Here is a 16,274-nt window from a genome sequence, read left to right as displayed (position 1 = left end):
AAAAGCTGCCGCCCGATACGAATCGGAGCGGCAGCGTTAAGTGCTCAGGGCTCATGAATACGGGATGCTCTTAGCCGATGGGCGTCTTCTCCTGACGAATAGTGCCGGCCTCATACAGCGCGGCGATTTCGTCGTCGCTCACGCCCAGGCTGTGCAGGATCTCTTCGTTGTGCTGACCCACCAGCGGCATGCCGCGGCTGATTTTGCCGGGGTTGTTCTTGAGCTTGGGAATCACGTTCACGCCGCGGATCTCGCCGTCGTCATAAGCGTTCTTCCAGGTGGTGAAGGTTTCGCGCGCCTGGTAATGCGGATCGGCGTCGCAATCGGCGAAGGTGTAGATGCGGCTGCAGGGAACGCCGGCATCCAGCAGAATCTTCTCGGCTTCGGCGCCGGTGTGTTCAGCGAAAAACGCCGCCAGCTTCTCCTCCAAAATATCGCCGGCAGGAGTACCCATGGCGCACAGGCCCATGCCGTCATAGAACGGCTCCTGGTTGATGTCGATGTCGAGCGCCTTAAGCGCGTTGCGCACCACGCCGGCGCCCAGGATGAGGATGTACAGCGGCACGCCGTCTTTGCAGGTATACGCGCCGTAGCCTGCCGAACTCGTGGAGTGCGAACCTTCGCGCACCGGTAGCCCGCCGGTGTTCAGGTAGTTCATTACATAGAAGCCGGAGCAGCGGATCATGGCCTCGTATTGGGCGATATCCACGCTCTCGCCCTTGCCGGTTTCCTTGGCGCGGTTGAGCGCCGCCAATCCGCCCACAATGCCGAACAGGCCCGTGAAATAATCGGAAGGTTGCGGGAACGCGGGAATGGGCAGGCGGTCGGGGAATCCGTTCATCTCCATGTAGCCGGAGAATGCCTGGCCGATGCCGTCGAAGCTGGCGCGTGTGACGTATTCGGGCACGCCCGTCTGGCCGAAGCCAGAGATGTGAACGATTACCAGACGCGGATTGACCTCCCACAGCGTCTCGTCGGACATATCCCATTTCTCCATCTGCCCGCCGCGGAAGCCCTCGACCAGCATATCGGCTTCTTTGAGCAGCTGGAAGAAAAGCTCACGTCCGCGGCCCTTGCGCACGTCCATGCACAGGGAGCGCGAGTTGCGGCGGTCCATCTGGGTGCCCCAGCCGCCGAGCGCCGGGTTGGGGCGTGAGGTATCGCGTCCCTTGGGGTTCTCAATGCCGATCACGTCGGCTCCAAGGTCGCCCAGCATTGCGCAGGCGAACGGACCGGCAATCGCCTGCGAAAGATTAAGCACCTTCACGCCCTGCAGGGGGCCGAAGGGGGCAAATTCTTCTGCCATGCGTATCACACCTTTCGTTCTCGCGTTTTCGGCGGGGCGCCTTTTGCGAGGACGCTCTCCCGCCGCTTTCATGGGTTCAAAAGCAAAAAGCGTGCCGAGCATCGCCGGGCATGAATTTTGCAAGCCATCTTCTGGGATAAGCAACGCATACGAGAACTCGGAGGAACAAGACGTGAAGACCCAGGAGATACCTCAGTTCGGGCTTTTGTCCGGCTATCGCGTGGTGATGATCGGCCTTTCGGTGGCGGGCCCATTTGCGGGAGAGCTATACGCCGAGCACGGAGCCGACGTGATTTGGATAGAGAACCCTACGGTACCCGATATGGGGCGTTTCTCATGCCATGCCGGCAGCACCCAGCAGGACCGGCGAAACATGCGCAGCCTCGCGATGAACTACCTCAAAGGAGAGGGGCGCGAGGCGTTTTTGGAACTGCTGAAAACCACGGATGTGCTCATCGAGGCATCTGTCGGCGGCCGCTTTGAGAAGTACGGCCTGGGCGATGAGGTTTTGTGGGAGGTCAATCCGCGCCTGGTGATTGCCCACATTTCAGGCTTCGGCCAGACGGGCGTGCCCGAATACGTCAAGCGTGCCAGCTACGATCCCATCGCGCAGGCCTTTGGCTGCGTGATGCGCATGAACGGTCTGGCGGGCCAGCCCTCTGCGCCGGCGATGGTGTTCCCGGGAGACTACTCCGCCGCATTCTATGCTTTTGGCATGACGGCGGCAGCGCTGCTCAAGCGGCAGGAAACCGGAAAAGGCGAGAGCATAGACGTCGCGCAGTTCGAGGCTCTTATGCGCATGCAGTCGCAGTATGCCATCAACGGCTGGCGCTTCGGCGAGGAGTATGTGAAAGAAGGCAACCACAGCCTGATATGCGCGCTGTACGGGACGTACACCTGCAAAGACGGGGAGGAAGTGTACGTGCTGTTCCTGGGCCCCGGCGTGCTGAAAGCGGGGCTTCCGCTTATCGGACTGGAATATGGCAGCGAGCTTTTCCCCGAAGGGGAGGGCATCATTCCCTACGGCTCGCATGCGGCCGATGTCGCGGAGGAGGCGTTTGCGACGTTTTTGGCTCAGCACACCGCGGAAGAGGTGGAGGACATTCTGGCCAACAACGGCGTGCCGTGCTCGCGTCTGATGGGGTACGCCGATGCGGCGCGCGACCCGCAGTACCAGGCGCGCGGCGTGGTGGCTCGCTGGACTGCCACGGATGGCAAAACCGAGCTTCCTGGCGTGAAGGTAGTGCCTGAGCTTAAGAACAACCCCGGCATGATCTGGCGCGGAGCCCCGTGCATCGGTCAAGACAACGAGGACATCCTTGAGGAGCTGGGCTTCAGCGATGAACGTATCGCCCGCATGTATGAGGATCGCATGCTGGGGCAGCGCTCTTACGAGGAATCGTTCGCGGAATAGCCGGTCGCGCCTTCGCTAGCCGAGCGGTTCTTGGGTGCGACACATGTGAAGAGGCTGTGAACAACTTGCCCCGAACGGCGCATGCTGTTCATTCGCCGGCATCGAAAAGCGAGCGATTTTCAATCTGAATCAAATCTCCAAATTTGGCACGTTTGTTGCTTAGAGGTTCAGTGGACTCCCATGCTGAAGCAATCGAGGAGCCGGTAGAGTCAAGGAGGTTGTATATGAAAGCAGCTGATATGCCCAAGTTCGGCAATCTGCAGAGCCTCAAGGTCATCAATGCGGCATCGGTCATCGCCGGTCCGTTTGTGTGCGGCCTTTTCGCCGAGCAGGGCGCTGACGTCATCGAGCTGGAGAGCGTGATCGCTCCCGACATGTACCGCATGTACGGCGACGCATGGTCGGCAGAGCGCCGCAACCAGCGCATGATGACGCTGAACATCCCTACCGACGAGGGCAAAGAGGTGCTGTTCCGCCTCGTCAAGGACGCCGACGTGCTGGTCGAGTCCTCCAAGGGCGGCACCTGGAAGAAGTGGGGAATCACCGATGAGGTGCTGTGGGAGCACAACCCCGCGCTCGTCATCCTTCATATCTCCGGCTTCGGCCAGACGGGCGATCCCGCCTATGTGAAGAAGGCCTCCTTCGACCCCATCGGACAGGCGTTCTCCGGCTACGCTAGCCTGAACGGCTTCCCGGGCACCCCTCCGTCGGTCACCAAGCCCTTCACCGGCGACTACATGACCGGCCTCATGGGCGCATGGGCCACGCTGGCCGCCGTCATCCGCGCTCGCGAGACGGGCGAGGGCGACTCCATCGACTGCACGCAGTTCGAGTCCCTGGTGCGCGTCCAGGGCGCTACGCTCTCCGACGGCATCAACCACGGCATCCAGCCCACCCCCATCGGCAATGAGGACTTCGTGGGCGCCTGCGCCGGCTCCCAGAAGTGCAAGGACGGCTACGTCCAGGTCGCCGTGGGCGGCAACGGCCCCGTGCGCAAGCTGGTCGAGTTCTTCGGCTTCGCCGACGACCCCGACTTCCAGCCCCTGGGCACCTATCCTTCCATCACCCGCGCCCCTGGCTGCAAGGACATCAATGATCCTCTGCCCGCCCGCGCCGCGAAGTTCCGCGCCGCGCTGGACGAGTACTGCCTGACCCACACCGTGGACGAGGTCAACGAGCAGTTCACCTCCATGGGCGTGCCCGTGTCTCCGCATATGACCTATGAGCGCATGCTGAAGGATCCTCATTATCAGGCGCGCGAGGTGTTCATCGAGTGCCACGACGAGATCACCGACGCCGATGTGAAGCAGGTGAACCTCTTCCCGAAGTTCGCCAAGCATCCCGGTCAAATCGTCCGCGGCGGCGCGAAGTACGATGCCGATACCGCCGACATCATGGAAGAGCTCGGCTACACCCCCGAGGAAGTCGCCGCTCTGTACGAGAAGGGCGTCCTGAAGAAGGGCGAATAACCCGAGTTTTGAGACGGGCGTAACGCCTGCCGAACGGGGAGACGGAGCCGTCCGTCTCCCCATCTACCTGCCATTAGGCAAAAGGAGTGCCTTCGGAGCCTGTTGCAGCAAGCTGCTTTGGCATGGTTTTTGCTTGTGGAATAGCGCGCCCTTTGCAGGGGGCGCGTGCGAGACTGGGGACGGGCTTGTGCCCGTAAAGGTCTCAAAGCTTCCTCGTCCGACGGCGGCCTTCAGGGGCGGCCGACGGAGGTGGAAGCATCTCCGGCAAGAGAGACAAGGAGTGAAAAATGGGAACCACCAATGCTAAGGGCAGCAATTACGCCTGGGCAGTAGCCATTGCCTGCGTGTGCTTCTACGCTGTCCCGCTGGGCCTCATGGCAAACCACGCCGGTTTGTTCCTGACGCCTGTCATCAATGAGTTCGGCTGGTCTCAGACCGAGGCTTCGCTGTACATGTCCATCCAGCCCTGGGTTGCTGCAGTGTGCACGCCGTTCGCCGGCAAGCTGCTGTCCAAGTACAACCCCCGCATCGTCATGACGATCGCCGCCCTCGTGTTCGGCCTCTCGTCTCTGGCCTGCGCCTGGTTCACCTCGCCCATCCAGTGGCACATCTACGGCGTGCTCTACGGCGCGTCCGCTGCGTTCTGGATGTACATCGCCACCCCGACGATGGTCAACCGCTGGTTCGCTAAGAACAACGGCACCATCATCGGCGTCATCGGCGTGTTCGTGTCGCTGCTCGGCGCCATCATGTCCCCCATCATCGGCGGCTGGATCGCCGAGTGGGGTTGGCAGCAGACCCGTATCGTCCTGGGCATCGCTGTGACCATCATCTCCGCCGGCGGCACGCTGCTGCTGCTCCGCGAATCCCCCGAGAAGATGGGCGTTCTGCCTTGGGGTTATGGCGAGGCTACCGAGGCCAAGCAGACCGCCGCTTCCAAGTGGGAAGTCGGTCCGGACGAGGGCTGCATGCAGAAGGACGCCATGAAGTCCCCCGCTCTGTGGATGCTCGTTCTGATGGCCGGTCTGTTCGTGCTGTCTGCTTCCTTCAACCAGCAGGCTGCTCGCTACGCCGCCGTCAACCCGCTGTTCGGTGAGAACGGTGCCGCTATCGGCGCTATGGCCGTGTCCGTCATCATGTACGCCTCCATCGTCGGCAAGTTCGGCCTCGGCTGGATCGCTGACCACTTCGGCGCTCGCATCTCCGGCATCACCGCCGGTGTGTGCGGCCTGGCTGGCGCTGCTGTCATCATGTTCTCCGGCGGCTCCGTCATGATGTTCTACGTCGGCGCTGCTCTGTTCGGTCTGGGCTACTCCGCACTGAACATCGTTCCGCCCATGGCTTGCCGTCAGGCGTTCGGCCAGAAGGACTATGCGAACATCTACTCGATCGTCGCTACCGGTCTGAACGTTCTCTCCGGCTTCGCCGCTCTGATGTACGCGACCCTGTTCGACCTCACCGGTGGCTACCAGGCTGCCATGGTCGTCATGATCGTCTTCTACGCTCTGGTTATCCTCATGTCCATGGTCATCGTTCCCATGGGCCGCAAGCTGTGGGCCAAGAACGCCTAAGCGAAAAGGATCGTATGAGTGCAAAGAGGCGCCCATGCGCCCAAGCGCAACGGTGCTTCTGAGCGCGACGACATGCGTTATCGGTGCGGCCGAGGCTGCAAACTCGGCCGCACGATACGAGGCTGCAACACAGTCCTCCGATAGATTCCCTCTCTCCCGTTGCGGAGGGAGGGAATTTTTTTAAGCGGAATCGTCAAGCGGAGCTAGCTCGATTGCGCTTGTCCTTGATCTTGGAGGCCACGCGGGCCACCTTGGTGTACAGGGACTCGTCCCCGATGGCTCCCGCAAGCTCGCGCAGCTCCTCCAGAAACGTGATCGCTTCTTGCTTGTAGGGGCTTGAGACCACCAGGCCTATGAGTGCGCGCACAAGCGTGTAGCGCGCCTGTCCTTCCTGCGCTATTTGGTAAGCCTCTAGGTTGGCGGCATACGCCTTTCCCGGCGCGTGACGATGTACCAGCATTGCCTGCGTGACCAGCGTGCTCGCAAGCGAGATGCGGTTGTCGGTCTTACGCAGCTCGGCGATGGCGGTATCCATCAGGCGTTCCCCTTCGGCGTAGTCGCCGCGTATGTTGGTAAGCAATGCCTTTACGCCCGACGATGTTGCCGAGAAGCTGTTGATGGGCGTCTCGCGGAATATCTCCTCTTCAAGCTGGATGACTCCGTATATGCGCTCATCGGGAAACCAGTTCATGATGGCTATAAGGGTGACGATGGCCGAATACTGCAGCAGCATGTTGGTGCTCGACTCGGTGCCGCCGCGGTACCAGAGATTGCGTCCTATGAGCCGGTTGAGGCAGTCCTTTGATCGATCGAGGTCTCCTCTGATCATGTAGTAGGAGGACTTGAATCCCAGAATGTAGTTCACTAGCAGCACGCTTGCATTGTGGGAGAGCGCCTCGTTTTCGGCCGCGTCAAGCGCCTCGATAATGCGAGGGCTGATGTCTCGCCGATAGCACGGTATGACGCCTGCCTGGACCTCTTTGAATTCAGGAAGCACAACAAGGCTGCGCGCCGCCTCGAAGGCCAGTGCGTAGTCTTGGCGCTGCTGCCCTCGGGCTACCGTTATCGCTTCTTGCACGTACAGGTCGGCCTCATACAGCTGCCCTCGATGCGTCATGTTCATGTACAGCATCATCGCGCAGTCAAGCTTGCGCGACCCCTCAAGGTAGCGCACCGCAAGCTTGAAATGATGGATCGCGCCATCTACATCGTCGACCTGCAGCAGGTAGTCTCCCGCTTTTGCGGCAAACGGAGCGCAGGTCTCGGGGTGCGTGCTTTTGAGGTAATGATTCGTGATGGCTATATCTTGAGCGTTGGCGGGGCTTTCCCCGTACAGCTCCTCCATGCCTTGCGCCACGCGCAAGTGAGCGGTGGCGAGGCGCTGGGGCTCGCGCGAAAGGCGATCGAAGATATGGTTGCGCATCTGGGTGTGCAGGAATCCCACATGATTTGCGTGATCGAGCGCGGTGATGCCCGCAGTGGAAAGCTCAAGCAGTACATCCTGCGGAGAGCTGCCGTGGCACATACGCCCGAACAGGCGGAACTCGCAGGGTTCCTCCATTACGGCGAGCTTTTCCGCCATGGTGAGGGCCTCGGGGCTCAAAGGGCGCAGGATGAAATCAAACAGGCTCTCAAGTGAGTTTTTGCCCGAGAATTCGGTGTAGCCCGAATCGAGGCCCCGCACGATTGCGCGCATCCAATAAGGATTGCCATCCGCAAGCTCCACCAGCCGGTTGGCCGTGGTTGCGTCTATATCGGGGAAATAGAACAGCAGCACTTCCATCATTTGAGAATCGCTGAGCCGTTCGAGACGTATGACGCGCAAGAGATCGGCTTTTTGCAGGCCGTTGAAAAAGGACGCCGCGTCCGAATTCATGAGTGCGGGCGAAAGCGCGACTACGAACTGGGCGCGCCCGGCCTCGAGGTGTGTGGGCACCGATCGGAACACCGAAAGCGACGAGGCATCGACGTTGTGGAAGTCATCTATCAAGATGCGCAGGGGACTTCGTTCCGCGGCTGCCTCTATCAGACGCGAGAACGCCTCTGCCACCTGGAGTGCAGTGAGTGCGAATGCGGCAGACGAGCTACGGTTGTGCGAGCTGAGGTCGGGGGCGAGGCAGCACAGCGTCGCCCAGATATCGGCCGGCATCTGCTCCTCAAGTAGGGCTGAAAGCTTCGCCCAGTCAAAGGCCGCAGCTATGGCGCGCACGATGGCGGCGACGGACGAGAACGGCACGCTTTTGCCTTGCTGGGACAGGGCGATCGTGAGGGAAGCCATGCCGTTTGCCTTGGCGAGCTCCGACAGGAACCGCGTTTTGCCAATGCCGGCTTGCCCTTGAACCAGTACGAGCCTCCCTTGCGCGCCTTCGAGCGCTCCTTTCAGCTGTTCCTCGCGTCCGATGAAGGGCATATCGTCTTCACTGCCGATAAACTGCTGGCCCGTTGCCCGCACCGACGCCGTGAAGTCGTCGTTCGAACCGATGATTTCCTGGTAACACGCCACGGTTTCCTGCGAGGGCGGAATGCCGAGCGCCTCGTTAAGACGCTCGACGAGGCCTTGGTAGAGCGCGCCAACCTGCGCACGCATGCCGCTTTGAGCCATGATGCGCATGCGTCGACGGTAGATTTCTTCATTGAGCGGGTCGGCCTGTGCGGCGGTGTCGAGGATTTCAAGTGCGCTTTGCGCCTCTCCGCGGGCCGTCAGGATGGATGCTGCGCGGCAGGATGACGCAGCGAAGCGCGCGGTCCAGCGCGTCTGCTGGGCTTCGACCCATTGATCGAAGGGGTGTGCGCCCTTGAGCGCGAATCCCTCCAAAAACGCTCCGCGGAACAGTGCAAAGGCGGCAAGCGCGTCCTTGTCGGAGCCAGATGCCGAAAGGAGTTCAAAATCGGCGATATCGGTTGAGCAGTGCGGGGCAAGCCCCACGGCGGTGCGTGAAGTGATAAGCGAGCCCTGAGGCAGGGCAGAGCGAAGGTATGACAGGTGGATGCTCAGCGCGCGCGACGCGGAATCGGTTGTACTGTCGGGCCAGAAGAGCCACGAAAGCGTGGCGCGAGGTACGGGTTTGCCGGTGGCGGCCAGATAGTAGGCGAGGGCCCTCACGCGCGTGCGGGGAATGGACGCCATCTGTTCGCCCACGAGGATGCGTGGCTCCCCTAGGAGCTCTATGCGCACGCGCTCTTGTGTCACGGTTCCCTCTCCCAAACGTTAACAAGACGGAGACTATATTAACAAAAAGCTAACAAAATAGCTCCACGGAGGGAAACAAAGAAGAAATTGCCCGCTTTTCAGCTCGAATTGGGCTTTATTGCCGTCGTAAACGTGAAGCGTTTGTTAACAGACCGGTTCTAGAGTGGAACGGCTTTATTGAACTGCCGCAGAAAGGGACAACATGACGGCAAATAAACTGAGCGGGTCGGCATGGGCGTGGCTTGTGCTGATCGGCTGCATCGGCTTCTACTCCATACCCACGGGCATCATCGCCAACACGTCGGGCATCTTCGTGGCCCCGGTCATGGATCAGTTCGGCTGGAGCCAGACCGACACCACGATGTACCGCACCATCCAGCCCATCGTGTCCGCCATAACGGCGCCCATCGCCGGCAAGCTGCTTGAGAAGTATAACCCGCGTTGGATTCTCGCCGTCGTCTCTGCGGCTTTCGGCCTCGCCTCTCTCGCCAGCGCGTATGCCACCGAACTCTGGCAGTGGAACCTCTACGGCGTGGTGTTCGGCATCACCGCAGGCTTCTTCATGTACCTGGCGGCTCCCGTGCTTATCAACATCTGGTTCAAGAAGGGTTCCGGCATAGCGGTCTCTATCGCCGCCGCCACGCTTTCGCTTCTTGCCGCCGTGGCAAGTCCGGTGGGGCAGGGGCTCATCGACGCCTATGGCTGGCAGACCGCTCGTGCGGCGCTTTCCATCTTCACCACGGTGCTTTCCGTCGTCCTGACCGTCGCCTTCGTTCGTAAGAGCCCTTCGGTCATGGGCGTGCTCCCCTTCGGCGCTGACCAGGTGTACGAGGAGGGAGAGGACATCTCGGCAATGGAGCAGGACGGCGCCACTATGGAGCAGGCAAAGAAGTCGCCCGCTCTGTACACCCTCATTCTGGTGGCAGGAATCTTTTGCATGTGCGCGGCGTTTTTCCAGCAGATCCCAGCGTTCTGCTCGCATGGCGCGCTGGGCGCCGGCGTGGGCGCTACGGCCGTTTCCATCATCATGGTGGGTGGCATCGTGGGCAAGCTTTTGCTGGGTGCCTTAAACGACAAGATCGGCATCACCTGGACGGGCCTCATTGCTACGCTCGGCGGCGCAATCGGGCTGGTTCTGGCATGGGTCGCGGGTTCCAACGTGATGGTGTTCTATGCCGGCATGGTCATCTTCGGCTTTGGGTATGCGGGCTTGACGGTTATCGCGCCCATGCTCGCCCGTGCGTCGTTCGGTCCGCGCAACTACTCGCAGATCTACTCCTGGGTGTCCACCGGTATCTTCATCTCGACCGCCATTTCGTTTACGGTGTACGGCCTGATCTACGATAACACCGGCAGCTATGACCTGTGCTTCGTGGTCGCTATCGCGCTCTATGTGATCGCTGCCATCTTGATTCCGTTCACCATCAGGCGCGCCAACGTTCTCTGGAAGAACAAGAGCAAGTAAGTGCCCGTTGCGGGCTGGGGCTCCGCAAAAGCGCCCATTCGGCGCGCATTGAATGCCAACGGAGGGACTGGATGCAAAGGCTTCCAGTCCTTTTTCTTTTTGGCGGATTCAATGTGGCGGGCTGCCGGAATGTGTATAAAGCTGCTTAGGACGTGCATCAAAAAAGCGACCCGGGGTGCGGGTCGCTTACGTCTTGAGGGCTGGAGCTGGCGAATGCGCTCCCTGCGCCGGTTATCTGTACCAGCTCATGACCGAGGCGCGCAGCTGATGGAGCTTGGGAAGATTGGTCCGCAGCGTCTCCATGTCTTCACGGAACTGCGCAATCGATTTTTCATCCATCTTTTTTACAGGGGAGTTAAGCGCTTTGCATACACGGTTGACCACTTTGTTGTGGGCGTATTTCTGAGCGAACCCCATCTTTTTCTTCGCAACCACGTAGATATCGGCGAGTTCATTGATGAACACGCGCGCGTCGTCGGTCTCCTTCAGATAAGCGCGCCATTCTTCGTCCTCCTCTTCGTGCGCTTGGGCATCGGCGAGAAGCGCGTTCACTTCGTCGGTATCGATGGGGCCGCTTTGCTCCATCACGGCTCCCTTGTCCTTCTTGCGGTCAAGGTTGTTGGATCCCAGCGAGAGCATGCCTTGCGCATCCATGCCCACCAGCATGTCAATCATGGGAATGCCCTGATTTGACCAGCGGATATCGCGCAGGCGTATGCGTCCGAGCGTCTTGTTGTCCTTAGCGAGGGGCCGGTTTCCTATGAGGAAGTGCGCCTCCACAGCGGTTTGATAGGCTATCGCGGTGGAATACACCTCGCTATGCCAGAACGGGATACTCTCCCCGCGTTTGACCAACGCCTGCATGCGCCCATCGGGCAGTTCTATGCCTATATCGAGCGGAAGCTTTCCATCTTCGCAGGCGAGCGGTATTTGCACGGAGTTCACTTCGCTCAGGCGCTCGAATTCGCCTTCGGGCGCTTTGAACTGGGGCTTCTTTTTCTTCTTTGCCATGAGGCTCCTTGCGTTTCCGGTTCCGATTCTCTATGCAAATAGATATAGCAAAATGCATGCCCGTTCTGGAGGGCATGATGGCACTGAGCAATATGTTAATTGGCGTTTCCGCTATGTAGCCGCTTGCAGCATTGCGCGCCTCCCATGACGGTGCCTGCCCGATTAATCGGGCTTGAGGCCGCTGCGTTCATAAACATGGCAGCGGCGACTTCCTTGGGAGCATGACCCTGAAAATATTCTGGCACGCTATTTGCTTAAGGGAAAGAGGGAATGAGCAAGTGGTAAATGCCGAAAGGGGGCCGAATTGCTAGGCAGGGTCAAGAGCGGGTCGGTATGGGCGTGGCTTGTGCTGATCGGCTGCATCGGCTTCTACTCCATACCCACGGGCATCATCGCCAACACGTCGGGCATCTTCGTGGCCCCGGTCATGGATCAGTTCGGCTGGAGCCAGACCGACACCACGATGTACCGCACCATCCAGCCCATCGTGTCCGCCATAACGGCGCCCATCGCCGGCAAGCTGCTTGAGAAGTATAACCCGCGTTGGATTCTCGCCGTCGTCTCTGCGGCTTTCGGCCTCGCCTCTCTCGCCAGCGCGTATGCCACCGAACTCTGGCAGTGGAACCTCTACGGCGTGGTGTTCGGCATCACCGCAGGCTTCTTCATGTACTTGGCGGCCCCTGTGTTGGTGAACAGCTGGTTCGTAAAGCGCAACGGCTTTGCGATCTCCATCACCGCCGCCTCTCTTTCTATCCTTGCCGCCGTGGCAAGCCCGGTGGGCCAGTCGCTCATCGACGCCTATGGCTGGCAGACCGCTCGCGCCGTGCTGTCCATCGTCACCACGGTGGCGTCGGTGGTGCTCACGGTGTTTTTCGTTCGCAAGAGCCCCGAATCCATGGGTCTTTTGCCCTACGGCGCCGATCCGCTCAACGAAGTGGGCGACGCTCATGAGGGTCGCGCGATGGAATCCGAGGCAGGCGCTTCGGTGGAAGACGCGATCAAATGCCCCGGCCTGTACCTGCTCGTGTTGGTGGCGGGCATCTTCGTGATGTGCGCGGCGTTCTTCCAACAGATTCCCGCGTTTTGCGCCCACGGCGAGCTCGGGGCTTCGGCAGGTGCCGTTGCCGTATCCATCGTAATGGTGGGCGGTACCGTGGCAAAGTTTTTCCTGGGCTGGCTCAACGACCGTGTTGGTGCGGGTGTTACGGGTGTCATTGCCGCCGTGACGGGTGCGTTTGGTCTGATTCTCGCCTGGATGGCCGGTTCCAATGTCATGCTGTTCTACATCGGCATGGGGGTTTTCGGATTCGGTTATGCCGCCCTCACCGTGGTGGCACCCATGCTCGCCCGCGCGGCGTTCGGGTCGCGCAACTACTCGCAGATCTACTCCTGGGTATCCACCGGTATATTCGTATTTACCGCCGTTTCATTCGTCGTCTACGGAATGATCTACGACATCACGGGATCGTACGACCTGTGCTTCGTCGTGGTCATCGCAATGTATGCAATCGCCATCGCCCTCGTGCCCATCACGCTGCGCATATCGCGTGCCACCTGGGCGGGGAGGTAGCCGCAGCATGTCCGTAGAAACCGCCTTGAACATATAAGAGGGGCTTTCGATAGAGGAATCAACCGTCAAGAGAAGGAGAATGCACACGATGAGCACGCAGTATCCCATCCTCGGCTCGCCGCTGAAGGTCAACGGCGTCACCCTGCAGAACCGCATGATCACCACGTCCATGTCGCCGGGCGAGGGCTATGCGGAAAACGGCAAGGCCACCCAGCGCCTGGCTAACTATCTTGAGGAGCGCGCCGCCGGCAAGACGGGCCTGATCATTCAGACCGTCTGCCCGTGGAAGCGCAACTCTGACATTGGGGAAGGCGGTATCCATCTGCATCCGCTGCCTTCATGCTATGGCGACGAGTGCATCCCCAACCTGAAGGAAATGATGGTCGGCCCCGTGCACAAGCATGACGGCAAGATTTGCGCGCAGATTTACGCTGTGCATGACTGGAAATTCGAGTCCGACGAGTGCGAAGGCCCCTATGGCCCCACCGATATCGCCGTGCTTAAATTCATGGGCGGCTTCCGCGCCATGACCATCGAGCAGATCGAGGAGTTCAAGCGCGAGTATTTCAACGCGGCGCGCGTGTGCAAAGAGGCCGGCTTCGACGCCATCGAGGTCATGGCGGGCGTGGGCGGCATCATGAGCCGATTCATGTCCAAGGCCACCAACAACCGCACCGACCAGTACGGCGGAAGCCTCGAGAATCGCTGCCGTTTGACGGTGGAGGTGCTGCAGGGCGTGCGCGAGGTCGTAGGCCCCGACTACCCCATTGTGGTTCGCTGGTCGCCTGTGGACTTCATCAAGACCGACGCGGGCGAGGGCCTGGATATCGAAGAGGCCAAGCAGATCGTTCCCATCCTTGAGGAAGCGGGCCTCGACCTGCACGATCTTGCTGTGGGTTGGCATGAGACCAGCGTGCCTCTGACCACCAAGCGCATCGAAGACGGCCACTGGATGTGGATTGCCGAGCAGATCAAGAGCGTGGCCAAAAAGCCGGTTGCCCAGGGCTATCGTAATACCGACCCCACCGTTATGGAGCAGAACCTTAAAGACGGCAAGTGCGATGCCATCGCCGGCCTGCGCTACAGCATCGCCGACCCCGACCTGCCCCGCAAGGTCATGGAGGACCGCACCGCCGACATGCGCAAGTGCATCGTGTGCTGCCGCTGCATCGACGACGTGGTTTCTGGCGGCAAGCCGCTGGTGTACTGCGGCGTGAACCCGCACTTCGGTCCCGAGCTCGATCACGAGATGTACCCCAAGGCCGCCAAAAAGAAGAAGGTCATGGTCATCGGCAGCGGTCCGGCAGGCATCAACGCCGCCGTGGCGGCATGCGAACGCGGGCATCAGGTTGATCTGTACGAGGCGGGCCCGCGTCTGGGCGGCTGCGTGAAGATGAGCTCCATCTTCAGCCCCTATCATGAGCGCTACCTTGACTATATGAATCATCTGATCGAATCGCACCCCGCTATCAACGTGCACCTGAAGACCCCGGTTGACGCCTCCGTGGTCAAGGCCGCCAAGCCCGATGCCGTGGTGGTCGCCGTGGGCGGCGATGTGCGGGGCCTGGACGTTCCCGGCGCCGACGGCAAGAACGTCATCCAGTCGCACAACTTCCTGGAGATGCTGAACGGCCACAAGCCCAAGGCCAAGGGCGCGTTCAACAACTTCATGTGGTGGGGCGCCACCACGGTGCTCAAGATGCACTACACCCCCGAATTCGCCCGCAAGGCGACGGGCTCTTTGAGCTGGCCCATCAGCAAGAACGTCGCCATCATCGGCGGCGGCCTGCCCGGTTGCGAGTTTGGGCATCTGTGCATGGAAACGGGCCGCACCACCGCGATTATCGAAGAGGGCAAGAAGATCGGCTATGACGTGAGCGCGTCTGAGCGCTTCGGCATGAACAACGACTTCAAGAAGGCTCCCAACGTGACCACCTACCCGCTTACCAAGGTGACCGAAATCACCGAGAGCGGCGTGAAGGCCATTCAGTCCGACAGGGAGGGCAACAAGAAGGAAATCTTCATTCCTGCCAAGACCGTCGCCGTCACCTTGGGCTTCAAGCCCAACCATGCGTTGGCCGAATCGCTCAAGGGCGTCTGCGACGAGGTGTACCTGGTTGGCGATGCCGACGAGCCACATCGCATTGCCGATGCCACCAAGGCGGGCTACGTGGCGGGTTGCGCTATCTAGGGGTTGCGCCGGCCTTCCGACCGGTGCACCATTCGACGCTGCGCGGGCGTCGGACACCCCATCTTGGCCTTCACACATCGCTTGCGTACGCAGTACGCGGCGCTCCTTGTTCAGGCCAATCTGGGGCACCGGACGCTCGCTCGCTGACTTTGGCGCGACCGCAGCGAGGCGGGCCTACCGAACTCGCCAGATTCACCCTCGCTGTTCGTCGTGCGAACGAATGTCGATTGGCTCGAACGTGAGCCCTGAAAGGTTGAAGAATGACCGAAGCTGAACACGACGTTGTGTACATGGAGAAGGCGGGCGACGGGGTTGCCGTCATCTACCTGAACCAGCCTAAAAAGAAAAACGCCATCAACGCCCGCATGATGGAAATCCTTACGGATTGCCTCTATGCGGCTGATGCCGATGATGATGTGCGCGCGGTGGTTCTGCGCGGGTCGGGCAGCTGCTTTACCAGCGGCGGCGACCTGAGCCAGTCCTCGCCCGAGGAGAACACACCCGAGCGCGCCCGCAAGACGTACCGGAAGTATTGCCAGGCCACCTGGGCGATTCGCTCGATTGCCAAGCCGGTTATCGCCATGGTGGACGGCTATGCCGTGGGCGGGGGCTTCGCCCTCATGCTGGCGAGTGACATGGTGTGCATCTCCGAGAATGCGCAAATCATTCCCGCATTCTGCCAGATCGGCATCGCTCCCGAAATGGGTGTGGTGAAGTTCTTGCCCGAACTGGTGGGCGCCCAGCGCGCGAAGGAGATCGTGTTTTTGGGCGATCGCCTCAGCGGCCAAAAGCTTTTCGATTTGGGAATCGCTAACCGCGTGTGCGCTTCGGAGGACCTCGAGGCCACTACGATGGAGCTTGCCCGACGCCTGGCCGACATGCCCGACGCCTCCATCCAGGTGGCCAAGTGTATGTTCAACGGCCTGGCGGACTGGAACCTGCAGGCATCTATGAACAATGAGCAGACAGCCTCCCCGTTCTGCACCACCACGACGGCGTACGCCAAGACCATGGAGAAATTCGCACGATAGCGCATGCACTGGCCCGCCTCGCTCCGCTTGGGAGGGAGGCGGGCCAGTGCATGCGC

General features: G+C 60.6%; 10 protein-coding genes. 7 read left to right on the top strand and 3 right to left on the bottom strand.

The annotated features are described in order from the left end of the window. Positions 1-70: 70 nt before the first annotated feature. Positions 71-1,306, bottom strand: a complete 1,236-nt coding sequence (locus DMP06_RS03665) for a CaiB/BaiF CoA transferase family protein (protein WP_123208404.1) — start codon at positions 1,304-1,306, stop codon at positions 71-73. 172 nt (positions 1,307-1,478) lie between these two features. On the opposite strand from DMP06_RS03665, the gene DMP06_RS03660 reads away from it, so the two are divergent. From DMP06_RS03660 to DMP06_RS03650, 3 genes are all read left to right on the top strand, one after another. Next, positions 1,479-2,720, top strand: a complete 1,242-nt coding sequence (locus DMP06_RS03660) for a CoA transferase (protein WP_220092535.1) — start codon at positions 1,479-1,481, stop codon at positions 2,718-2,720. Positions 2,721-2,944: 224 nt separating this feature from the next. Continuing rightward, a complete protein-coding gene (locus DMP06_RS03655) occupies positions 2,945-4,189 on the top strand; it encodes a CoA transferase (RefSeq protein ID WP_123208403.1) in 1,245 nt (414 codons plus the stop codon). Between the two features lie 287 nt (positions 4,190-4,476). Next, positions 4,477-5,760 carry an MFS transporter gene (locus DMP06_RS03650; protein WP_123208402.1) on the top strand — a complete coding sequence of 428 codons (1,284 nt, stop codon included), beginning with the start codon at positions 4,477-4,479 and terminating at the stop codon, positions 5,758-5,760. Between the two features lie 193 nt (positions 5,761-5,953). Here the strand turns inward: DMP06_RS03650 and DMP06_RS03645 are convergent, their stop codons facing one another. Next, complete coding sequence (locus DMP06_RS03645; protein ID WP_123208401.1) at positions 5,954-8,950, bottom strand: AAA family ATPase; 2,997 nt, start codon at positions 8,948-8,950, stop codon at positions 5,954-5,956. Positions 8,951-9,152: 202 nt separating this feature from the next. Between DMP06_RS03645 and DMP06_RS03640 the strand changes: the two genes are divergently transcribed. Next, on the top strand, positions 9,153-10,415 hold the full coding sequence (locus tag DMP06_RS03640) for an MFS transporter (RefSeq protein ID WP_123208400.1): 1,263 nt from the start codon (positions 9,153-9,155) through the stop codon (positions 10,413-10,415). Positions 10,416-10,646: 231 nt separating this feature from the next. Here DMP06_RS03640 and DMP06_RS03635 read toward each other — a convergent pair whose 3' ends face one another. Further along, complete coding sequence (locus tag DMP06_RS03635; RefSeq protein ID WP_123208399.1) at positions 10,647-11,426, bottom strand: Hsp70 family protein; 780 nt, start codon at positions 11,424-11,426, stop codon at positions 10,647-10,649. A gap of 304 nt (positions 11,427-11,730) precedes the next feature. On the opposite strand from DMP06_RS03635, the gene DMP06_RS03630 reads away from it, so the two are divergent. The 3 genes from DMP06_RS03630 (at position 11,731) to DMP06_RS03620 (ending at position 16,218) form a co-directional block, all read left to right on the top strand. Beyond that, a complete protein-coding gene (locus DMP06_RS03630; RefSeq protein ID WP_123208398.1) occupies positions 11,731-12,996 on the top strand; it encodes an MFS transporter in 1,266 nt (421 codons plus the stop codon). An 88-nt stretch (positions 12,997-13,084) separates the two neighbouring features. After that, positions 13,085-15,187, top strand: a complete 2,103-nt coding sequence (locus tag DMP06_RS03625) for an oxidoreductase (RefSeq protein ID WP_123208397.1) — start codon at positions 13,085-13,087, stop codon at positions 15,185-15,187. A gap of 260 nt (positions 15,188-15,447) precedes the next feature. Beyond that, entirely contained in the window at positions 15,448-16,218 is a 771-nt protein-coding gene (locus DMP06_RS03620) for an enoyl-CoA hydratase/isomerase family protein (protein WP_123208396.1), read from the top strand. Positions 16,219-16,274 lie beyond the last annotated feature (56 nt).

Source organism: Slackia equolifaciens, from assembly GCF_003725995.1.
In the GTDB taxonomy this organism is placed as follows: Bacteria; Actinomycetota; Coriobacteriia; order Coriobacteriales; family Eggerthellaceae; genus Slackia; species Slackia equolifaciens.
Note: the sequence above shows the minus strand (reverse complement) of the source record. Positions and strands in the feature narration are given on the sequence as shown.